The 21,909-nt window shown below is 42.1% G+C and carries 17 protein-coding genes; 3 read left to right on the top strand and 14 right to left on the bottom strand.

Annotated elements, in window-relative coordinates:
- Nucleotides 1-3 precede the first annotated feature (3 nt).
- From KH943_RS00255 to rsmH, 12 genes are all read right to left on the bottom strand, one after another.
- Nucleotides 4-915 (bottom strand): D-alanine--D-alanine ligase, encoded by a 912-nt coding sequence (locus KH943_RS00255; RefSeq protein ID WP_304106202.1) that lies wholly within the window; start codon nucleotides 913-915, stop codon nucleotides 4-6.
- Between the two features lie 114 nt (nucleotides 916-1,029).
- Entirely contained in the window at nucleotides 1,030-2,457 is a 1,428-nt protein-coding gene (murC, locus tag KH943_RS00250; protein ID WP_304106200.1) for a UDP-N-acetylmuramate--L-alanine ligase, read from the bottom strand.
- Between the two features lie 15 nt (nucleotides 2,458-2,472).
- A complete protein-coding gene (murG, locus tag KH943_RS00245) occupies nucleotides 2,473-3,528 on the bottom strand; it encodes an undecaprenyldiphospho-muramoylpentapeptide beta-N-acetylglucosaminyltransferase (protein WP_304106198.1) in 1,056 nt (351 codons plus the stop codon).
- Between the two features lie 141 nt (nucleotides 3,529-3,669).
- Nucleotides 3,670-4,848, bottom strand: a complete 1,179-nt coding sequence (gene ftsW, locus KH943_RS00240) for a putative lipid II flippase FtsW (RefSeq protein WP_304106197.1) — start codon at nucleotides 4,846-4,848, stop codon at nucleotides 3,670-3,672.
- The gene (murD, locus tag KH943_RS00235) at nucleotides 4,848-6,149 is read right to left on the bottom strand and encodes a UDP-N-acetylmuramoyl-L-alanine--D-glutamate ligase (protein ID WP_304106196.1); all 1,302 of its coding nucleotides are present in this window, start codon (nucleotides 6,147-6,149) and stop codon (nucleotides 4,848-4,850) included. The genes ftsW and murD overlap by 1 nt, the downstream gene beginning before the upstream one ends.
- A gap of 62 nt (nucleotides 6,150-6,211) precedes the next feature.
- On the bottom strand, nucleotides 6,212-6,643 hold the full coding sequence (locus KH943_RS00230; protein ID WP_304106194.1) for a hypothetical protein: 432 nt from the start codon (nucleotides 6,641-6,643) through the stop codon (nucleotides 6,212-6,214).
- Nucleotides 6,644-6,791: 148 nt separating this feature from the next.
- Nucleotides 6,792-7,874 carry a phospho-N-acetylmuramoyl-pentapeptide-transferase gene (gene mraY, locus KH943_RS00225; RefSeq protein WP_005707185.1) on the bottom strand — a complete coding sequence of 361 codons (1,083 nt, stop codon included), beginning with the start codon at nucleotides 7,872-7,874 and terminating at the stop codon, nucleotides 6,792-6,794.
- 9 nt (nucleotides 7,875-7,883) lie between these two features.
- Nucleotides 7,884-9,278, bottom strand: a complete 1,395-nt coding sequence (gene murF, locus KH943_RS00220; RefSeq protein ID WP_304106191.1) for a UDP-N-acetylmuramoyl-tripeptide--D-alanyl-D-alanine ligase — start codon at nucleotides 9,276-9,278, stop codon at nucleotides 7,884-7,886.
- 215 nt (nucleotides 9,279-9,493) lie between these two features.
- Nucleotides 9,494-10,966: a UDP-N-acetylmuramoyl-L-alanyl-D-glutamate--2,6-diaminopimelate ligase gene (murE, locus tag KH943_RS00215; protein WP_304106189.1), complete on the bottom strand. Its 1,473-nt coding sequence runs from the start codon at nucleotides 10,964-10,966 to the stop codon at nucleotides 9,494-9,496.
- Between the two features lie 10 nt (nucleotides 10,967-10,976).
- On the bottom strand, nucleotides 10,977-13,034 hold the full coding sequence (locus tag KH943_RS00210; RefSeq protein WP_438359811.1) for a penicillin-binding transpeptidase domain-containing protein: 2,058 nt from the start codon (nucleotides 13,032-13,034) through the stop codon (nucleotides 10,977-10,979).
- 9 nt (nucleotides 13,035-13,043) lie between these two features.
- Nucleotides 13,044-13,364, bottom strand: coding sequence for a cell division protein FtsL (gene ftsL / locus KH943_RS00205; protein WP_304106186.1), 321 nt, complete (start codon nucleotides 13,362-13,364; stop codon nucleotides 13,044-13,046).
- A 9-nt stretch (nucleotides 13,365-13,373) separates the two neighbouring features.
- Nucleotides 13,374-14,315 (bottom strand): 16S rRNA (cytosine(1402)-N(4))-methyltransferase RsmH, encoded by a 942-nt coding sequence (gene rsmH / locus KH943_RS00200; protein WP_304106184.1) that lies wholly within the window; start codon nucleotides 14,313-14,315, stop codon nucleotides 13,374-13,376.
- A gap of 337 nt (nucleotides 14,316-14,652) precedes the next feature.
- Between rsmH and rnr the strand changes: the two genes are divergently transcribed.
- A complete protein-coding gene (gene rnr, locus KH943_RS00195) occupies nucleotides 14,653-17,013 on the top strand; it encodes a ribonuclease R (protein ID WP_304106183.1) in 2,361 nt (786 codons plus the stop codon).
- 87 nt (nucleotides 17,014-17,100) lie between these two features.
- On the opposite strand, the gene KH943_RS00190 is transcribed toward rnr, so the two are convergent.
- Both KH943_RS00190 and thrC read right to left on the bottom strand, forming a co-directional pair.
- Nucleotides 17,101-17,481, bottom strand: a complete 381-nt coding sequence (locus tag KH943_RS00190) for a cupin domain-containing protein (RefSeq protein WP_304106182.1) — start codon at nucleotides 17,479-17,481, stop codon at nucleotides 17,101-17,103.
- A 164-nt stretch (nucleotides 17,482-17,645) separates the two neighbouring features.
- A complete protein-coding gene (gene thrC, locus KH943_RS00185; RefSeq protein ID WP_304106180.1) occupies nucleotides 17,646-18,920 on the bottom strand; it encodes a threonine synthase in 1,275 nt (424 codons plus the stop codon).
- A 262-nt stretch (nucleotides 18,921-19,182) separates the two neighbouring features.
- Here thrC and mgsA point away from each other — a divergent pair, with 262 nt between their 5' ends.
- On the top strand, nucleotides 19,183-19,644 hold the full coding sequence (mgsA, locus tag KH943_RS00180) for a methylglyoxal synthase (protein ID WP_304106178.1): 462 nt from the start codon (nucleotides 19,183-19,185) through the stop codon (nucleotides 19,642-19,644).
- An 18-nt stretch (nucleotides 19,645-19,662) separates the two neighbouring features.
- Entirely contained in the window at nucleotides 19,663-21,903 is a 2,241-nt protein-coding gene (gene yccS / locus KH943_RS00175; protein ID WP_304106177.1) for a YccS family putative transporter, read from the top strand.
- Nucleotides 21,904-21,909: the final 6 nt, after the last annotated feature.

Genomic DNA, 21,909 nt, shown 5'->3' with positions numbered 1-21,909 from the left:
CCATTACGCACTTAACTCCAATACGCGTTCAACTAAACGTTCAAAGCTATAACCCACGGTTGCTGCCGATTTCGGGAAGATGCTGTGGCTTGTCATACCTGGGCAGGTATTTACTTCCACCAAACGGAATTTGCCATTTGCATCTTCCATCACATCAATACGACTCCAACCACGACAACCCACCACATCAAAGGCTTGTTTCACAATTTTTGCCACTTCTGCTTGGCGTTCATCGTTTAATGCAGGCACCACATATTGGGTGTTGTCTGAAATATATTTGGCGTGGTAATCATAAAACTCACCTTCTGGAATCACTTGCACCGCTGGCAATACTTCGCCATCTAACACTGGCACAGAATATTCCGCCCCTGCTAAAAATTCTTCAACTAACACAATACTGTCAAATTTTAACGCCTCTTCAATCGCAGGTTGTAATTCCGCTTCAGTTTTTACCTTGAACACGCCAACGCTTGAGCCTTCACAAGAAGGTTTAACAAACACTGGCAAGCCTAATTTTGCAATAATTGCTGCAGAATCGACCGCTTGTCCGCGTTTTACCACCACCATTTCTGCGGTCGGTAAACCAACAGCTTGCCACAATAATTTGGTGCGGAATTTATCTAAAGTAATTGCTGATGCCATCACGCCACAGCCTGTGTAAGGAATGCCCATCTGTTCCAAAGCACCTTGCAACACACCGTTCTCACCAATGCCGCCGTGTAAAATGTTGAAAACCCGTTGAATCCCTTTTTCTTTTAATTTTTCAATTGGGAACTCTTTGGTATCAATGCCTTCCACATTATAGCCAAGGCTTTTAAGGGCTTCGGTTACCGCTGCACCAGAGTTTAACGATACCTCGCGTTCCATTGAAACGCCACCAAATAACACTGCAATTTTTTCGTTTTTAATGCTCATTGTATTCTCAATTTTCTATAAAGTGGGCTTTCTTGCCCTCTATGATATTTGGTGGGCAAGAAAACCCACCCTACAAGCGATGTAATTTGCAAAATATATTGTAAAAACAACCGCTTACGCTTTCCAACTCTCTGCTAAATCACGCGACAGTTTGCTCACGTTACCTGCACCTTGTGCCAAAATTAAATCGCCATCTTGAATAATCTGGTCGAGAACTTCACCTAGCTGGCTGATATCCGACACCAAAATCGGATCAACCTTACCCAAGTTACGGATGGAACGACACAACGCTTTACTATCCGCCCCAACAATTGGAGCTTCACCTGCGGCATACACATCCAACATCACTAAAGCGTCTACTTGTGAAAGCACTTGCACAAAATCGTCAAACAAATCACGAGTACGCGAATAACGGTGCGGTTGGAATACCATCACAATGCGTTTACCATCCCAACCTTGGCGAGCGGCTTTAATTGTTACGTCCACCTCAGTTGGATGGTGACCATAATCATCCACCAACATCACTTTACCATTCGGGCGAATAAATGAACCCAGCTGGTCAAAGCGGCGTCCTGCCCCTTGGAAATCCGCAAGGGCAGCTAAAATTGCCTCATTAGCAATGCCTTCTTCTTTAGCAACCGCAAGTGCCGCAGTCGCATTCAATGCATTATGACGACCAGGTACGTTTAACAGCACCTCAATACGTTCCCCGTTCGGGCAAATCACCGTGTAGTGTCCTTGGAAGCCTGTTTGTTGGTAATCTTCAATACGGTAATCTGCATTTTCACTAAATCCGTAAGTAATCACTTGGCGACCTACTTTCGGTGCGATTTCCATCACTGTTGCATCATCAGCACACATTACTGCCAAGCCGTAGAAAGGCAAGTTACGCAAGAATTTAACGTAAGTCTCTTTCATCTTCTCGAAGTCGCCACCGTAGGTGTCCATATGGTCTGGCTCAATGTTAGTGACAACAGAAACCATTGGTTGTAAATGTAAGAATGACGCATCACTTTCATCTGCCTCCGCCACTAAATAACGGCTTGCACCTAAGTGAGCATTTTTACCCGCAGATTTTACTAAACCGCCGTTTACGAAGGTTGGATCTAAACCAGCTTCGGTGTAAATCATTGAGATCATTGCAGTGGTTGTGGTTTTGCCATGGGTGCCCGCAATCGCAATTCCGTGGCGGAAACGCATAATTTCTGCCAACATTTGTGCACGTTGAATCACAGGAATACGTGCTTCTTTTGCTGCTTTTACTTCAGAGTTTTCTTCGTTAATCGCACTGGATGCCACCACTACGCTTGCCCCTGCAATATTTTCCGCACTGTGACCAATAAAAATATGTGCCCCTGCAGCAGCTAGGCGTTTGGTAACCACACCATCGGCAATATCTGAACCGCTGATTTTGTAGCCTGCATTCAGTAATACTTCAGCAATACCGCTCATCCCCGCACCGCCAATCCCGATAAAGTGAATTTGGCTCACACGGCGCATTTCAGGCACGAGTTTTTTTATATTATCTTGGAAATTTTTCATTTTATATTCTCTAAATTAATGACTTTCTTCTACAATTACTTCCGCCACGCGTTTTGCAGCAGTTGGCGTGGCTTTTGCTCTGGCTTTGATTGCCATCTCGGTTAATTTAGTACGATCAGCAATCAACGGCTCTAACACCGCTAACAGTTTTTCTGGCGTAAATTCAGGTTGCTCAATCACATAAGCTGCCCCCGCTTCCACCAAATATTCCGCATTTAAAAATTGCTGTCTATCTTTATGTTGGAACGGCACAAAAATAGCAGGCAAACCCGCGGCAGCAATTTCGCATACCGTTAATGCCCCCGAACGGCAAATGACTAAATCCGCCCATTCGTAAGCCGCTTTCATATCATCGATAAACTCGCTTGCCACGCCATTGCCTGTAGTGTGATAAACCTCTTCAACGCCCGCTAATTTGCCTTTACCCACTTGATGGCTAATGAACACCTGATTGCCCAACATTTTCGCCACTTCGGGGACAGTTTGGTTAATCACTTGTGCACCTTGGCTGCCACCCATCACTAAAATGTTAATCGGATAATCACGCGCTGCAAAACGCTGTTCTGGTGCTTCAATCTCAAATAAATCTTGGCGAACAGGATTGCCCACCACTTCTGCATTCGGGAAAGCATTTGGAAAGGCTTGCAACACACAGCGAGCAATTTTTGAAAGCCACACATTGGTTAGCCCTGCCACCGCATTTTGCTCGTGTAAGATCACAGGCACACCACACAATTTCGCAGCAATCCCACCAGGGCCTGAAACATAACCGCCCATCCCGAGCACCGCATCTGGCTTAAATTTTTTAATGATTTTGTATGCTTGCAACACCGCCCTTAGAATGGCAAAAGGGGCTGTCAGTAAGGCTTTTACGCCCTTACCTTTTAGCCCTGAAATTTGGATAAATTCAATCGGAATACCGTGCTTGGGAACAAGATCTGCTTCCATTCGATCTTTTGTGCCTAACCAACAAATTTCCCATCCTTGTTGCTGTAATTCACGTGCAACAGCAATGGCTGGAAATACGTGTCCGCCTGTTCCACCTGCCATCACTAATAATTTTTTTGCCATCGGTATTCTCTTTTCGGTTTATTTTTAGACTATTTTCAGCTGTAAAGAAAAAATTATGGATATTGTACAAGAATTTACACATTTTCGGAAAAAGAAAGCGGTTGAATTTGTACATTTTCTTACAAAATTAACTGCTTAAATTTAATTTTTCTTCGCACGGGTGTAGCCTATTCTTTCCAATCGGTTTTCGTGATCAATTCGAACTAAAATTGCCATTGCAATAGAAAGGAGAATTAAACTTGAACCACCGTAACTGATAAAAGGAAATGTCAGCCCTTTTGTCGGTAACAGCCCAGTGGCTACACCTAAATTAATTACGCCTTGCAAAAACATCCATACCGAAATACCAAAGGCAAAGTAGCCTTTAAAGCGAGCCTCCATTTGTAACGATTCTCGACTAATTTTTATGCTTCGTATCAATAAACAAATCATTAAGAAAATGATGAATAATATTCCAATTAATCCAAATTCTTCGCCCACGACCGCCATAATAAAATCGGTATGTGCTTCAGGTAAATAGTCTAATTTTTGGATTGAGTTGCCTAAGCCCCGACCAAAAATCTCACCTTGCCCAAATGCCATTTGAGAGTTGGCTAGTTGATGTCCATCACCATAAACATCCGCAAAAGGATCAAGATAAGATGTTACCCTTTTCATTCGATATTCCGAAGAATAGACATAACCGAAGAAACCTAAAACGCCAACGATGCCTAGAGCAATAAATTGTTGCCATTTCGCTCCCATAATAAAGAGCATACTAAAGGTAAGTACGAATAAAATAAAAATACTCCCTAAGTCTGATTGGGCGGTTAAAATCGCAATAAAAATTAAAACAACAACAAATGGTCGAATAAAACTCAAAGTTTTTTGGCGGATTTCATCGTAACGTCGAACATAGAAGCTAGAGAAATAGCAAATAATTGCTAATTTAGCTAATTCCGATGCTTGGAAATTAACAAAACCTAAAGAAATCCAACGTTTTGCACCATTTACAGCTTGTCCAAAAAATAATACGGAAAGCAGCATAGCAAACGAAATAAAAAATAAAGCAACATTGTATTTTTCCCATCTTTTTATTGGTTGTTGAATAAAAAAGGCAAAAATACATAATGCCATTCCAATATATATGGCATCATTAATTGCAAAATGAAAAGCTTCTTTATATAAGCGCCAGCTTACAGGAATGGATGCTGAGCTAACTGCAATTAGTCCAATGGTCATTAGACTGACATAGATCCAAAGTAATGTGCGATCATAAAGCGAGTCTTTAGGGGTAATACGAAACCAATTATCAACCCCCGTTTTGATTGCTTGCCACATTAAGCTTCTTCTCCTTTCGCTAATGCCATAAAAATATCGCCACGTTGTTCAAAGTTTTTGAACTGATCTAAGCTTGCACAAGCAGGAGAAAGCAACACCATATCGCCTCGTTTTAACTGCGGGCGGATTTTTTCCACCGCTTCATACATCGTTTCTACCAACACGCTTTGGCTAGAGAGTTTCGCCAACGCTGCTCCATCTTGCCCAAAGCAGTAGCAAACGATATTCGGTTTGTTGATTAACGGTTTCAGTTCTGAAAAATCTGCAGCTTTACCGTCTCCGCCTAATAATAAATATAGCTTACCCGCTACCTCTAAGCCGTTCAGTGCTGCCACCGTGCTGCCCACATTGGTCGCTTTGGAATCGTTCACCCAACGCACGCCATCATTAGTTGGCACAGCTTGGAAGCGGTGTGCTAATCCACCGTAAGTTTGCAAGGCTTTCACTATGCCTTCGCGAGGAATACCCGCCGCATCAGCTAATGCCATTGCCGCTAAAGCGTTCATCTCATTATGGCGACCGTGAATCAGCATCTGTTTCGTACCCATCACCGCAGTTTCACCCGCATAAAGCACACCGTGGCGTAAGGTGTATTCCGCATTGTGTTCTGCAAAACGAATCAGATTTTTGACCGCTTGTTCAGGATATGTTTGGGGATCTTCGCCATTCACAATGACATTTTCTGCATTGTTATAAATTTTAAGTTTTGCTGCACGGTAATCAGCAATTGAATCATATCGGTCCATATGATCTTCACTCACATTCAGTACAGTTGCCGCAACCGCTTTGAGTGAAGAAGTCGTTTCAAGCTGGAAGCTTGAAAGTTCCAATACATAAAGTGCATAATCACCATTTAACAGGCTTAATGCAGGCACGCCGATATTGCCGCCCATTCCGACTTTAATACTCGCTTGCTTTGCCATTTCGGTCACCAAGGTTGTGACCGTGCTTTTACCATTTGAGCCTGTAATCGCAATAATTGGTGCGGTTGCCTCACGGCAAAACAGCTCAATATCGCCCACCACTTCTACGCCTGCGTTAATCGCTTGCTGAATTTCAGGCGTTGCCAATGCAAGCCCTGGACTAATCACGATTAAATCGGAATTAAGCAACCACTCAATATTTAATCCGCCTATATGTAATGGAATTTCTTTTGATAATTGTTCGATTCCAGCTGGTTTCTCACGGGTATCAATCACCTGTACTTTCGCATTTTTATCTGCAAAAAAATCGACACAAGATAAGCCCGTTTTACCCAAGCCTATAATCGTTACTGTTTTATTTTCGTATTGGTTTTGCATTTTTTATTCTCTTTTTGTTGTCTTACTTTCCAAACTATCCGCAAGCTAAGGAGTATAAATAACTATCTCTGCGGGCTTGTGTTTTTAGCAGGAATAAACGATTTCCAAGCTAGTTTTGAAGGTTCAATAGCTAAATCTGCCAAAACATCATTCGTATTAAAATAACGAGCAGCAGGTAAGCCTCTTATACAAATTTTTTGCCATGCTTTGGGAATACGAATTTCTGCATATTCAGAGAAAGTAATTAAATATCTGCCTTCATATTGCCCATCTAACATTTTTTGAAATCCCGCTACTTTAGCAATGAAAAACGCCGTACCTTGAGGAATATTTTTGTCCGACACTGCCCAATCTTTGGTGTAATTTTTACAAGCAATCAAGTATTCTACTTGTTGAAGAGAAGAAGCGCCTAATTTCCAATATCCCGATCCACCTTCTGCAATCATCATATTAAGATCAACACCTGTATAAACCAAAAGCGTTTTATTTTTCATTACATATCCTTTTGCAAACGTTTTGCGAAATCTGCCCGCTTGTTTTTCACATCGTTATGACTAACTGCTTATCCATTGATAAAATAGGCTTTATCCCACCTTTGATTTTTCATCATATTTTGGTAGAAGAAAGCCTACTCAACTGACCTTAACGTAATTTCAATGTTACCAAGCCAATTAACACCAGCATTAAAGTAATAATCCAGAAACGAACAATAACACGCGGTTCTGGCCAGCCTTTTAATTCAAAGTGGTGATGAATTGGTGCCATGCGGAAAATACGTTTTTGACGAAGTTTATAAGATCCTACTTGGAGAATAACGGATAAGGCTTCCACCACAAACACGCCCCCCATAATCACAAGCAATAATTCTTGGCGAACCAATACTGCAATCGTGCCTAATGCACCGCCTAGTGAGAGTGAGCCAACGTCGCCCATAAACACTTGTGCAGGGTAGGTGTTGTACCATAAAAAGCCTAAGCCCGCACCAACGATGGCGGTACATAAAATCACTAATTCCCCTGCATTTTGGACGAATGGAATATGTAAGTATTGGGCGAAGTTGTAGTTACCTGTTGCCCACGCAATTAAAGCGAATGCACTTGCCACCATAATGGTGGGCACAATTGCCAAGCCGTCTAAGCCGTCAGTCAGGTTCACAGCGTTACTAGTGCCGACAATCACGAAGTAAGAAAGCACCACGAATAAGATGCCAAGCTGTGGCATAAATTCTTTGAAGAATGGCACCACCAGCTGTGTGGCGGTAGTATCTTTACCGATGGCATAAATGCCCAAAATGGCAACCAAGGCAATGACAGACAACCAGAAGTATTTCCAACGAGGAATTAAACCATCGGTATTTTTACGTTTGATTTTCCAATAATCGTCCACAAAACCGACGATCCCATAACCAAATAAAACAAACAACACGAACCAAACATAACTGTTGCGTAAATCTGCCCAAAGCACAGTACTGATACCAATAGAGGCTAAAATCATCACACCGCCCATCGTTGGTGTGCCGCGTTTTTTGAAGTGGCTTTCAGGCCCATCATTACGTACTTCTTGCCCGAATTTTAATACTTGTAAACGGCGAATAACAGTCGGCCCAATCCATAATCCAATACCAAGAGCAGTCAATAATGCCATAATGGCACGGAAAGTAATATAAGAAACGACATTAAACGCCGTATTAAACTGAACAAGATATTCAGCAAGCCAAACTAGCATAATAAATCCTTAAAATTGAATATGAAAAGCACGGCATAAATCCGCAATCAAAGTTTCCATTTTTTGGCTACGAGAGCCTTTTGCCAATAAAACAAGCGGTTGTTTTTCTGCAATTTTTTGCGAAATAATCGGTAGCAAGAAATCACTCATGGTTTGCTTATCGGTAAAATGGTGCTGAGCATTAGCACTAATCAATGCACTTTCTTTACCAAAAGAGACGATTAAATCTAACCCTGCCTGTTGAGCAAAATCTGCAACTTCTTGATGGCACTGCGTACTTTCTTTGCCAAGTTCCGCCATATCACCTACCGCAAAAATACGAAATGCAGGGTAATTTTTCAGCACAGAAATCGCTGATTTCATCGAATCGACATTCGCATTGTAAGTATCATCAATCAGCAAACAGTGCTCGTTAATTTCAACAGGATATAAACGTCCTTTCACTTGTGAGCGCTGTTCAAGCCCAGCTTTAACATCCGCTAAACTTGCACCAACTGCCATCGCTAACGCAGTTGCCGCTAAAGCATTAGAAACATTATGTGCACCTAAATAAGGCAAATTGATTTCAATTTCCTCTTCAAAGGCATGCAAAATGAACGTTGAGCCATTTAAATTAAGTGAAACGTTTTCCGCCCAGAAATCCGCATAAGAATCTTGGTCTGAACCAGTATAACTAAAAGATTGCAATTCATGATCACCGATTTCTTTACACCATTGCGGATAATAAAAAGCTTGGTTAATAATCGCTTTACCGTTTTCTTTTAGTCCTCGATAAATTTCGCCTTTTGCAGCTGCAACACCTTCAATTGAGCCAAAACCTTCTAAATGGGCAGGGGCAATGTTATTCACTAAACAGGCATCAGGTTGGGCGATTTGTGTGGTGTAAGCAATTTCGCCAATATGGTTTGCACCCAGTTCTACCACCGCAAATTTGTGTTGCTCAGTTAGACGGAGCAAGGTCATCGGCACACCTAAATCATTGTTCAGATTGCCGAAAGTATAAAGCACCTCGTCTTCACAAGCGGCTGTTTTTTGCAAGATTTTTGCAGTCATCTCTTTCACGGTTGTTTTACCCGATGAGCCAGTCATAGCAACCGTTTTAGGATTCAATGTGCTTTTCAGCCATTTCGCTAATTCGCCTAAAGCTAATCGCGTATCCGCCACAATAATTTGCGGTACAGCAATCTGCAACTCACGCTCAACAACGAGTGCTACACAGCCTTGTTCTACCGCTTTTTCTGCATAATCATGTGCATCAAATTTTTCGCCTTTTAATGCAAAAAATAGTCCATTTTCGACCGCTTGACGGGTGTCGGTACTGACTGTCGTTACCGTTACATTACCATCACCAAACAGCCTTGCATGAAGGATTTCGGCGATTTGTTGGATTGTTTGTTTAATCATTGTTTTCCTCCTAGGGCTGTTGCCCTAGGTTACGCATAAATTTGCCCCACTGGAGCAGTTATTTTCTTCATTAAAATTCAATGCTTAGAGATCAGCCCCCTCTTTAGCAAAGAGGGAGGGGGAGATTTGGCAGAAGTAAAAACGGAGTCCATACGAAAAATAAACATCGTAATCAAATCTCCCCTAGCCCCTCTTTTCTAAAGAGGGGGATCGTCCTACAAATACTTTCTAGCCACTTCTTGATCTGAAAAATGATGCTTGGTCGAGCCAATAATTTGATAATCTTCATGACCTTTGCCAGCGATTAAAATCACATCTTGCGGTTTCGCTTGCAGAATGGCAGTTTTAATCGCTTGTTCTCGATCATGAATGACTTGAACAACTCCAACATTCTCAAAGCCCTTAAGAATATCTGCCATAATTTTATGATTATCTTCAGTACGCGGATTATCATCTGTCGCAATCACACGATCTGCAAGCTGTTCAGCAATGTTTGCCATCATTGGACGCTTACCAGCATCACGATCGCCACCGCAGCCGAAAATGCAGTAAAGTTCGCCCTCACAATGCAGACGTGCAGCTTGTAATGCTTTTTCTAACGCATCAGGCGTGTGAGCATAATCAACCAACACCAGTGGGCGATTTTCCGCAGTCACACACTCCATTCGCCCTGCCACACCTTTTAAAAGCGGTGCGGTTTCAACTAATTTTTGCAAATCATGCCCAAGTGCTAACAAGCCAGCTAGCGCGAGTAGTAAATTGGCAACATTAAATGCCCCAATAAGCTGGCTGTGTAACGTACCGTTACCCCAGCTACTTTCAAATTCGATGGTTGCACCTTGTAAGGTAAATTGTACATTGGTTGCTTTTACAAAACGATGTGAATTGCTGAATGCAGGGTTCGTACTCACTGCAATTGCATTCGGTAATTTTGCCAACCATTCAGCCCCGATTTCATCGTCCACATTCAACACTTGAACTTTGGTGTCGAGTTCGCTAAACAAGCGGAATTTCGCCGCAGCGTACTCTTCCATTGTGTTGTGGTAGTCCAGATGGTCACGGCTTAAATTGGTGAACATCGCTAAATCAAATTGCAATGCTTCCACGCGATACTGCACTAAACCGTGAGAACTCACTTCCATCGCACAAAAATCAGCACCAAGTGCAATAAAGTTTGCAAGATTTTGTTGAATTTCAACAGCAGAGCCTGTGGTGTTAGCCGCTTCTTGAACTTGCCCGAATAAACCGTTGCCGATGGTTCCCATCACTGCCGATTTACCGCCTAGCAAGTTATGCCATTGGGCTAACAGCTGAGCCGTTGTCGTTTTGCCATTTGTGCCAGTAATGCCCGCTAACGTTAATTTTTCGCTTGGGTTGCCATAAAATTCACCCGCGATTTGTGAGAGCAATTTTGGCAAATGTGGCACATTCAACACACAAGCGGTAGCATTTGCAAACTCTTTGGCAATTTCGACCGCTTGTACACCTTCGTCCGCTTCTGCCAAAATAAGGCTTGCACCTTGTTCAATCGCTTTTGGAATAAAGGTTCTGCCATCCACATTATGTCCTTTTAAAGCAATAAACAGATCGCCGTTGCCCACTTTGCGGGAATCGAGCGTCATTTTTGCAAGCGGTGAAATTTGCACGCTATCTTGCAATTGAGGGAAAAAGGTGAGTAATCGTTTCATTTTATTTGGCTTATTCTATTAAGTTATCTGGTTTGATGTTGTATGCTTTTAATGTATATCCCATGATTTTTGAGAATAGCGGTGCTGAAACTGCACCACCATAGTAATTGCCTGCTTTTGGTTCATTCATCAGTACCACTAAAGCAAAACGTGGATTGCTTGCAGGAGCAAGACCCGCAGTATAAGCAAAGTATTTCTTCACATATTGCCCTTTCTCAAGCTTACGTGCCGTCCCCGTTTTGACTGCCACGCGATAGCCCTCTACCATCGCTTTCTGACCACCTTCACCTTTTTGAGCAACACTTTCCATCATATGCACGACATCACGCGTAATTTTCTCAGGCAACACACGTTCGCCAATCACAGGCGGATCGACTTTGGTAATCGAGAGCGGGCGATAAATGCCGAAACTACCGAGTGTTGCGTAAGCTCGAGCCAATTGAAGCGGGGTAACATTCAAACCATAACCATAAGCTAAGGTTGCACGCTCAATATCTGACCAGCGTTTGCGGTCACCATTGGTACCGCGTTGTTCGCCCAAACCTAAGCCCGTATCTTTACCAAATCCAATCTTGCTGTAAGTATCTACTAGTGCCGTAGAAGGCATACGCAACGCCAAACGGCTCACCCCGATGTTACTTGATTTTTGCAAAATCCCCGTAATCGAGAGGCTATCTCTCGGTGCCACATCGCGGATAGTGTGTCCATTTACCACAAATGGATGGGTATTAATCACTTCGTCACGATAGGTCACGCCATTTTGCAAAGCGGTTAAAACTGTAAAAGGTTTTACCGTTGAACCTGGTTCAAACGTATCAGTAATCGCACGGTTACGTATCAACTCAGGTTTAAGATCTGAACGATTATTTGGATTGAAAGAGGGCGCATTTGCCATCGCTAAAATTTCACCCGTTTGCACATCGACCAACACAGCCGTAGCTGATTCAGCATTATTCTCTGCAACCGCATTTTTAATCTCACGGTAAATCATAGATTGTAAATCTTGGTCGATACTCAATACGACATCTTGTGGGTTGTATTGTTTTTGATGGCTAATATTTTGGATAATATTTCCTTTTTTATCCTTAAGAATAATTTGCCTGCCTTTTTTACCTACTAATAAAGAATCAAAACTACGTTCTAAGCCTTCAGCCCCTTTTTCTATAATCTCTTTTTTCTTCTTCTCATCTCGTAATTCATATACATTTGAAAAACCAATTAACTGAGAAGCCTCCTCAGCTATCGGATAAAAACGGCGAGGGCTTTCTAAGATACTTACAGCAGGCATCTTTAATTCTTTAATATAATTCATCACCTCTTCTGTTTGTTGGCTAGCTAAATTATAAGTACCTTTATTATATTTTTTATATAAATTATCCATTAAAACGTTGTAATTTATATTGAGCACTTTTGCAATAGAACGCCATTTATCCTGTTCTAATCTTTCAGCTTCATTCTCAAGTTGAATAAAATTAGAATAAGGATTGGTTTTAATAGCCTCAAGTTGTATAAGTGGAATATCAAATATTTCAGAAAGTAATTCCCAATATTTCGGGTCTTTAGGATTCTGAATTGAGCGAGGATCAAATATGACTTTCTCAGCAGGGCGATTTTTCTTTTTAATAAAGTTATTCATATTTTTACTGATTCTACTTTCTGAATCACTTGATTCTCTTGCAAGTAATCTAATACTCTCTTTGTTACGTTTGATTCGAGTACTGAAATATTCACTTGGGCTAATTTCTATGGAATACATAGGTGCGCTAATAGATAATATTTTTCCATTTCGATCTAAAATATTTCCGCGTTTAAATGGAAGGTAAATTGTTCTTTGAGAACGATCTTTCGCTTCACTTATAAGACGAGAAGATTCAATAACTTGAACTGAAACCGCTTTATAAATTAAAGCGATGACTAAGAGAATAACAATGATCCAGAATATAATAAAACGGTTAGGTAAATAACTTGGTTCAACCGTTTTAACTGTATTCATTTTTTCAGTTTTTTTTTGTTTGGGAGGTGCAGGATGAGATTTATTTTTATGTGAAGATTTCACTTTATATATCATATTAAAACTCTATTTTTTCTCTAATAAAATGACTTCTTGTTCTTTTTTAATTGGCTGTAATAATGCTTTTGTAGCAAAAGTTTCAATAATATTTTTCCGACTAAGACTATTCTCTTCAAGCTGTAAATGAATATATTGGTTTTCAAGTCGACGATTTATTTCTATAGTCTTTCCTTGACTTGTTGTGAGCATGCGCGTTTGTTCTGTAATCCACACTGTTGCAAGTGCTGTAACAATAATCAGCATTAACAGCAATAAAGCAATTTTATTTTCACCAATTAAATCTTCAAAAATTTCTTGCCCTAACGGATAACGATCATTTCCTGCCATTTTTATTCCTTAACGTTTTTCTGCCACACGTAACACCGCACTGCGTGAGCGTGGATTAGCATCAATTTCTGCCTCACTTGGCATAATCGCTTTGCCAACGGCTTTCAGCGGAATATCTTTGTTCAATTCACTTTCCAAAATCGGCAAGCCACGCGGCACTTCTTTGCCTTTGCTGTTTTTCTTGATGAATTGTTTGACCATTCGGTCTTCCAAAGAATGGAAGCTGATAATCGACAAACGTCCTCCGGGGGCTAACACGCTTAACGCAGAGCTTAACGCTTTTTCCAGCTCGTCCAATTCGCTATTGATAAAGATGCGAATCGCTTGGAAGGAACGCGTTGCGGGGTGTTTGTGCTTATCTTTAAACGGCACAGCATCGCTGATAACTTGAGCTAATTGCAAAGTACGGGTAATTTTTTGACCGCTTGTTTTGTTGAAATTCACAATCGCCGTGGCAATGCGTTTGGCAAAGCGTTCTTCGCCAAATTCTTTCAGCACCCACGTTAAATCGTCAATCGAAACTTGATCGAGCCATTCGGCAGCAGATAAGCCCTTGGTGGTGTCCATTCGCATATCGAGAGGCCCATCACGCATAAAGCTAAAACCACGCTCTGCATCGTCCAATTGTGGAGAAGAAACGCCAAGATCGAGCAAAATGCCGTCAATTTTTCCGATTAACCCCAACTCTTCGCAGACTTCTGGAATCGCCGAAAAAGTGGTGTGGTGAATTTCAAAACGAGAGTCATCAATAGTTCGTGCTTCAAGAATAGCACGCGGGTCGCGATCAGTGGCAATTAAACGTCCCTGTTCGCTAAGCTGAGAGAGAATAAATCGAGAGTGCCCACCACGCCCAAAAGTCCCGTCAATATAGATGCCGTTTGGTTTGATTGCCAAGCCGTCCACGGCTTCATGAAGTAAGACGGTAATGTGTTTGTGGTGCGTATCGCTCATCGTGTAGCCTTAAATGAAGTATTATTTTATCGGTTATTTTATAGAGAATTGTGCCAGCTAAAAAGTTCCCTGACAAAAGGCTAAATTCTATCGGTTCACAATAGGTCGGGCAAGCTGTTTTCTAAATTTGTTTAGGATTATTGGTAAAAACTTGATACTATGCCCAATATCATTTCACAAGCGGTAGAATTTTACCAAAGTTTTGCCAAATTCCTTTCCGTAGGGTGTGTCAGCTGGCTGACGCACGCTTTTCTATTATTGATTGTGCGTGAAACCATATTTAATACCCCCTACATTTTATTTCATAAAAAATAACAACAAATCAAAAGAGAACCCAATGATAGTCGATCCTAATTATCAACAAGAATTAGAAAAATACGAAAACCCCGTACCCTCACGCGAATTTATTTTACAAACCATACACCAATTTGATGCACCAATGAGTCGCGAGGCACTGCTTGAAGCCTTCCATATTTACGATGAAGAACGCACCGAAGGCGTGCGTCGTCGCTTGCGTGCGATGGAAAACGATGGGCAGTTAGTTTTTACCAAAGGGAAACGCTATGCCCTACCTGAAAAAATGGATTTACTCAAAGGCACGGTAATCGGTCATCGCGATGGCTATGGCTTTTTGCAAGTTGAAGGAGCAGATAAAGGTGACGATTGGTTTATTCCAAACGTACAAATGAACCGTGTGATGCACGGCGATTTTGTGCTCGCTCAACCAAATGGAATAGATCACCGAGGGCGTAAAGAAGTGCGTATCGTACGCGTGTTAGAAGCCCGTAAAAAACAGCTCGTTGGTCGCTTTTTCCTTGAAAGTGGCATCGGGTTTGTCGTACCAGATGATAGCCGTATCACGCAAGATATTTTGATTCCTGATGAACACCGCCAAGGTGCTCGAATGGGGCAAGTGGTAGTAGTTGAGCTGTTTGAACGCAAAGCCAGTTTTAATCGCCCGATGGGGAAAATCACCGAAATTTTAGGCGACAATCTCGCCCCTGGTATGGAAATCGAAATCGCCTTACGTAACCACGATATCCCGCATGTTTGGGGTGAGGCAGTTGAAAAACAGATCCGCCATTTTAGCGAAGACGTCCCCGAAGAAGCGAAAAAAGGGCGAGTAGATTTACGAAATCTACCGCTTGTGACCATTGATGGCGAAAGTGCCCGCGATTTTGACGATGCGGTATTTGCCCAAAAAGAGCCAAACGGCTGGCGTTTATGGGTGGCGATTGCCGATGTAAGCTACTACGTTCGCCCAAAAACGGCTCTGGATTTAGAAGCAGCAAATCGCGGAAACTCAGTCTATTTCCCAAATCGGGTGATCCCAATGCTGCCTGAAGTGCTTTCCAACGGCTTATGCTCACTCAATCCGCAGATAGACCGCTTATGCTTGGTGGCAGAAATGACGGTTTCCGAGCAGGGTGAACTTACAGGCTATGAATTTTATGAAGCGGTGATGAATTCACACGCACGTTTAACCTACACCAAAGTGTGGAAAATGTTGGAGGGCGATGAGGCATTGCGTGAGCGTTATGCCCCGCTTGTCCCGCATATCGAAGAACTTTATCACTTATATAATTCACTGGCAGAGGCTCGCCAAAAACGGGGAGCGATTGAATTCGAAACAGTCGAAAATCAATTTATTTTCAATCCTCAGGGAAGAATTGAACGAATTGAACCGCTTGTTCGCAACGATGCACACAAACTGATTGAAGAATGTATGATTTTGGCAAATATTGCCTCAGCACGTTTTGTGGAAGAAGCGAACGAGCCAGCGTTGTTCCGTATTCACGATAAGCCGAGTGAAGAGAAATTAACCAGTTTCAAAACCTTTATTCGTGAATGTGGCTTAACGTGGAATGTAGGCTTAGATCCAACACCTAAAGATTATGCGGCATTGATTAAGCAGCTTGAAGGTCGCCCAGATCGCGAGCTTATCCAAACGATGTTGCTCCGCTCGCTCAAACAAGCCGTCTATGCAGCGGATAACGTAGGGCACTTCGGCTTGGCATTAACCGAATACGCTCACTTTACTTCACCAATTCGCCGTTACCCCGATTTACTGTTGCACCGTGCAATTAAATATTTAATCGAAAAGGGAAAAGGTAATACCAGAAATTACACCGATGGCGGCGGCTATCATTACAAATTAGACGATATCGACCAATTTGGTGATAAATGCTCTGCCACCGAACGCCGAGCAGATGAAGCAACCCGAGAGGTGGCAGATTGGTTGAAATGCGAATTTATGCAAGACCATTTAGGTGAAGAGTTTGAAGGTGTAATTTCCTCCGTCACAGGCTTCGGTCTGTTCGTGAAATTAGACGAGTTGTTAATTGATGGCTTAGTACACATTTCTACGCTTAAAAACGACTACTATCATTTCGATGCAGACAGACAGCGTTTAGTCGGTGGTTCAGGTATCATTTACCGATTGGGCGACAAAGTAAAAATACAAGTAATCAATGTAAATTTAGACGATAAAAAAATCGACTTTGCCCTGTTAGACAACTACCGCAAAGGAATGAACCTCGGTAAAACCGCCAAACAAAAAGCTAAAAAGACAGAGAAACCCGTGTTCAAAGAAGTGAAAACTTTCAAGAAAGAGAAACCTAGAAAGGAGAAGACAAAAAAGAAAAAACAAGCGGTGAAATCTAAGAAAAAAGTTGCAAAGAAAGCAAAAAGAAAATAATTCTACAAAGCTACCTTTTACATAACAGTTATATAATAAAAGGTAGCTTTTCTTTTGAGCAGAAACATAAATGATGTATCGCAAGCCTTAATGTTTATGCTCGTAATGATGTTCATTTGAGGCATCACTATTTTCAACTAAAGTTACCATAATGATCGAGTCTTCAGCTGATTCGCCTTGAATAAAATATTTTCCATCAAAGTTAAGCACTTGCCCCATGTTAATTTCATGTTTTTCACTGTCATTTAATACCACGTTCATTTTTCCGCTTAGTACGGTAAAAATAACGCTATTCCCCTCGTGATTATGGCGTTTTAGCTGCTCGCCTTTCTTTAAAGCTTTTTTTACTACGGTAAACTGCTCTGTTTGCATAATTTTACCGAAGCCATCTTTTACTACACCAATATCTGCTTGTGCAATAGAAGTAATACCAACGCTGAGTAATGAAGCTAATAATGCTTTTTTCATCACAATTCTCCTTTTATGTTGTAAATAAAACAGCCTAATTCTGACAGTTTTACTCAATCATTTCAATGCGAATTATTCTCAAATGTTAAGTTTTCACAAAAAAACCGCTTGTACGATGATGCTTCATCAAACAAGCGGTCATTTTCTATCAAAAATCTACCAAACTACTTCAACAAATACGCACGCAATGTGGCGAAATCTGCTGGCATTGTGTCGGATAACAATTCCATTTTATTGTGTTTATCCAATGCTTCTGGCAATGGTAACTCAATGTCTAAAATGCATTCTACTGATTCTTTAAATTTCGCTGGGTGGGCTGTGCAGAGGAAAATGCCTGTTTCGCCTGCTTGAAGTTGGTCTTTCAACACTTGGTAAGCAATTGCACCATGTGGTTCGCAGAGGTAGCCTTCCGCATATTGTGCTTTTAATGCAGCTTCAGTTTCTGCATCGTTTAACGCATCTGAACCTAAATCCGCTAAGTTCCAGCCATTGCGTTTGAAAAGTTCTTCCACACGTGGCCAGTTGTTTGGACGGCTCACATCCATTGCATTTGAAAGCGTTGCCACCGTTGCATTCGGCTCCCATTTGCCTGATTTTAAGTAGCGTGGAACGGTGTCATTTGCATTGGTTGAAGCAATGAAACGCTTGATTGGCAAACCTAAAGTTTTTGCAATTAAACCTGCGGTCAAGTTGCCAAAGTTGCCACTTGGCACAGAAACGACCACTTCTGAATGTTTCTCTTTCGGTAATTGTGCCACGGCTTCAAAATAGTAGCATACTTGAGCAAGCAGGCGGCTGATATTAATTGAGTTTGCTGAGTTTAAGCCAATCGCTTGGCGAAGTTCTGCATCATCAAAGGCTTGTTTCACTAACGCTTGGCAAGCATCAAAATCAGACTCAATCGCCACAGTACGGATATTGCCGCCAAGGGTACAGAATAATTTTTCTTGAAGCGGGCTGATTTTGCCTTTTGGATACAAAATCACCACATTAATGTTCTCTAAACCATAGAAAGCGTGTGCCACTGCCGCACCTGTGTCGCCAGAAGTTGCGGTTAAAATGGTAATTTTGCCCTCACCACGCACGGCACTTAATGCTTGTGCCATAAAGCGACCGCCGAAATCTTTAAATGCGAGTGTTGGGCCGTGGAAAAGCTCTAACGCATAAATGTCATCATTCACACGAGCAAGTGGTGCAGGGAAGGTAAACGCATTTGCCACCATTTTGTTGAGTGTCTCTCTTGGTAATTCATCCCCAATTAACGCACCTAAGATTTTTTGGCTACGTTCAACTAATGGTAAGGCTAAAAGTGCATCAATATCATCAAATTTTGGCAGCACTTCAGGGAAAAAAAGCCCCTGATCTTTACCTAAACCTTGACGCACGCCCTGTGCGAAATTTACTTGTTCTTCTGGGTGTTTGATGTTGTATAAATTCATTCGGAATGTCCTTTACTATTTATGGAGTTATGCGTAGGGGCAGGGTTTATCCCCCGCCCAAATATATTAAAGAGCAACATTGTTGCTAAAAACTATCTGGATTTTTAACTATTATGCGAGCTTAGTCAATCTCAAGCGGTCAGATCTTAAAATTTTTTGCAAATCGCAGGAATTATTCCCCATTCTTGGCTTTGGGCTTGCTAACCTTTTCCAAATAGGGGTATGATTTTACTATCTTGCGAAAAAGCAAAAGGAGCAAAGAATGTACAAAACTACTCGCAAAATTGAATTACACAAACGCATTGCCTTAGTGGCACACGACAGCTGCAAACAGAGCTTATTGGCGTGGACGAAAAAACACGCTGAAGCCTTGAAGCCGCATACTTTATACGCCACTGGTACAACGGGCAATTTACTTTCTCGTGAAACAGGCTTGGAAATTCACGCTTTATTGAGCGGCCCGATGGGCGGCGATCAACAGCTAGGAGGATTGATTGCAGAGAAAAAAATCGACTTGATGATTTTCTTCTGGGATCCAATGAACGCTGCTCCTCACGATCCTGATGTAAAAGCCTTAATGCGCATTGCGACTGTCTGGAATATTCCCGTAGCAATCAATGAAGCAACCGCTGATTTCTTATTACACTCTAGCTGTTTTAACCACGAAGTAGAGATTGAAGTGCCTGATTACGATCGCTATTTGACGGAACGTTTACAGCGTTAATGGATTAAAAATTAAACAATGAAAATTGCAACAAAAATGCCATCTCATTGGTTGAGTGCTCACGTGTTGAGCACTTTACCGATTTTTATTACCACCAACCTTGCTGCCATTGGTATCTGGTTGCTTAATATTTCTGAGCACAGTATGCCATTGATTTTGGGCATTATTGCAGGCGGTTTGGTAGATTTAGACAACAATCTTTCTGGGCGATTTAAAAACCTTATCATTACCCTGATTGCCTTTGCGATTTCGTCCGCAGGGGCAACGCTTTCTTTGGAATTTGGCTGGCTTTTTGTACCGCTTGCGGTGCTCAGCACCTTTATTTTGGTCATGCTCGGCAGCATTGGGCAGCGTTATAGCACCATCGCTTTTGGTACTCTCGTTGTATCTGTTTATGCCTCGCTTACCTACATGCCCGAAACTACTTGGTACACCAATACATTGCTGATTTTAGCGGGGGCGTTGCTTTATGGTTTAGTCGCAATGTTAGTTTATATCGTCTTTCCAAACCGCACGGTGCAAGAGAATTTGGCGAAATCTTACGAAGCATTGGGCAGATATTTACAAGCGAAAGCTGCCTATTTTGACCCCGATGATGACGATGTCGACGCGAAACAGCGTGCTTTAGCCCGTGCGAATAGTGAAGTAGTGCAAACATTTGAGCAAACCCGCGTATCGCTCTTCTATCGCTTGCGTCGCCATAATCGCCAAACTCGGACGCAAAAAATGTTGCGTTATTACTACACCGCCCAAGATATTCTGGAACGAGCCAGTTCAAGCCATTATCAATATCACGAATTCTTCCAACAGCTTAAAAATAGCGATTTGATTTTTCGCTTCCAACGTGTCTTGGAGCTGCAAGCTATGGCGTGCCAAAAGGTCGCGGTGGCGTTGCGTTATGCGGAACGTTATCAGCACAGCTCTCGCGGGGAAAAAGCAATGCAAGGCTTATTTAATTCTCTCAATTATCATCAAAAACAGGGGTTAAAAAGTGCGTATCGCTGGCAGTCGATTGCGGAAAATTTACGCAATATTGAAAGCCAACTTTGCCAGATTGAGCACAGCCAAAGCGAACAAGAAGAGGGCATGGAACAAGCGGTTAAAATGAACAATAAATTTGCATCTAGCAAATCGCAGCACCTTTCTAACCGCTTGTTGGCAGAAAATGTGTCAGGTTTTCGCAATATGTGGCAAACCATTCAAAGCCATTGCAATCTCTCATCGCAACTTTTTCGCCACGCCATCCGTTTATCGGTTGTGGTAGGGTTGTGTAGTGCCATCGTGCCGATTTTCCATTTAGACGGCAAGGGCTACTGGGTTTTACTCACAGCAATTTTCGTCTGCCAGCCGAACTATTCGGCAACTAAGAAACGTTTAGGACAGCGGGTTATCGGCACTATCTTGGGCGTGTTGGTCGGGATGCTGTTGCGGGAATATTACCTTACTTCCACGCTGGAAGCCGAGCTGGGCTTGATTGTGATTACCTCCAGCCTTTACACCTATTTCCGTTTCCGTCATTACAGTTTCTCAACCTTCTACATCACGCTGTTGGTGTTGGTAAGCCTTGATATTATTGGCATCGGTGCGGATGAGGGTATTTTACCGAGGGTGATTGATACGTTGGTCGGCACATCGATTGCGTGGTTTGCCGTCTCTTTTATTTTCCCCGATTGGAAGTATATCAACCTCAAACAGAACTTGAAATCGACCGTGCTAGCGAGCAGTAACTACCTACGCCACATCATCGCACAGCTGCAGTTTGGCTATAACGAACAGTTGCCATACCGCACCGCTCGCCGCGAAGTGCACAACTACATTTCTGCTCTGAGTTCTGCGGTGTCAAACCTAGACAGCGAGCCGAAAAAATACCAAGCGATTTCAGCTGTTGCCCCGAATTTACTAGGTATAAATTACACTTTGCTTGGCTATATTTCTGCACTGGGAGCCTATCGCATCGCCAGCCCGATGCTGAATCAACAGGTGGATTTTTCCGCGATTTTCTTCTCACACGGACGGGAAGTGGCAACCATTATCGGACAGATGGCAGAGGGCAAACGTTCACCTGCAAAATTGGAAGCAAATTTAACTGCTATTGATAGCGATCTTGCCCAATTTGAGCAAACACATCACGAAAAACAGGACGAATTGAGCTTGGTACTCATCCAACAATTACGCCTGATAGTGCAACTGCTTCCACAATTACAACATTTGATGCAAGAGAATGCGTTAAATGAGTTAGGAGAGACAGGAAAAGAATAAAAAGGG

The organism is Haemophilus parahaemolyticus (assembly GCF_018373095.1).
GTDB classification, from domain to species: Bacteria; Pseudomonadota; Gammaproteobacteria; order Enterobacterales; family Pasteurellaceae; genus Haemophilus_A; species Haemophilus_A parahaemolyticus_A.
This window is presented reverse-complemented; position numbering and strand designations above follow the sequence as displayed.

Excerpts from the sequence above, each read along its gene's own strand:
- KH943_RS00255 (WP_304106202.1), bottom strand. The coding sequence starts at position 915 with ATGAGCATTAAAAACGAAAAAATTGCAGTGTTATTTGGTGGCGTTTCA.
- murC (WP_304106200.1), bottom strand. The coding sequence starts at position 2,457 with ATGAAAAATTTCCAAGATAATATAAAAAAACTCGTGCCTGAAATGCGC.
- murG (WP_304106198.1), bottom strand. The coding sequence starts at position 3,528 with ATGGCAAAAAAATTATTAGTGATGGCAGGTGGAACAGGCGGACACGTA.
- ftsW (WP_304106197.1), bottom strand. The coding sequence starts at position 4,848 with ATGTGGCAAGCAATCAAAACGGGGGTTGATAATTGGTTTCGTATTACC.
- murD (WP_304106196.1), bottom strand. The coding sequence starts at position 6,149 with ATGCAAAACCAATACGAAAATAAAACAGTAACGATTATAGGCTTGGGT.
- KH943_RS00230 (WP_304106194.1), bottom strand. The coding sequence starts at position 6,643 with ATGAAAAATAAAACGCTTTTGGTTTATACAGGTGTTGATCTTAATATG.
- mraY (WP_005707185.1), bottom strand. The coding sequence starts at position 7,874 with ATGCTAGTTTGGCTTGCTGAATATCTTGTTCAGTTTAATACGGCGTTT.
- murF (WP_304106191.1), bottom strand. The coding sequence starts at position 9,278 with ATGATTAAACAAACAATCCAACAAATCGCCGAAATCCTTCATGCAAGG.
- murE (WP_304106189.1), bottom strand. The coding sequence starts at position 10,966 with ATGAAACGATTACTCACCTTTTTCCCTCAATTGCAAGATAGCGTGCAA.
- KH943_RS00210 (WP_438359811.1), bottom strand. The coding sequence starts at position 13,034 with ATGATATATAAAGTGAAATCTTCACATAAAAATAAATCTCATCCTGCA.
- ftsL (WP_304106186.1), bottom strand. The coding sequence starts at position 13,364 with ATGGCAGGAAATGATCGTTATCCGTTAGGGCAAGAAATTTTTGAAGAT.
- rsmH (WP_304106184.1), bottom strand. The coding sequence starts at position 14,315 with ATGAGCGATACGCACCACAAACACATTACCGTCTTACTTCATGAAGCC.
- rnr (WP_304106183.1), top strand. The coding sequence starts at position 14,653 with ATGATAGTCGATCCTAATTATCAACAAGAATTAGAAAAATACGAAAAC.
- KH943_RS00190 (WP_304106182.1), bottom strand. The coding sequence starts at position 17,481 with ATGAAAAAAGCATTATTAGCTTCATTACTCAGCGTTGGTATTACTTCT.
- thrC (WP_304106180.1), bottom strand. The coding sequence starts at position 18,920 with ATGAATTTATACAACATCAAACACCCAGAAGAACAAGTAAATTTCGCA.
- mgsA (WP_304106178.1), top strand. The coding sequence starts at position 19,183 with ATGTACAAAACTACTCGCAAAATTGAATTACACAAACGCATTGCCTTA.
- yccS (WP_304106177.1), top strand. The coding sequence starts at position 19,663 with ATGAAAATTGCAACAAAAATGCCATCTCATTGGTTGAGTGCTCACGTG.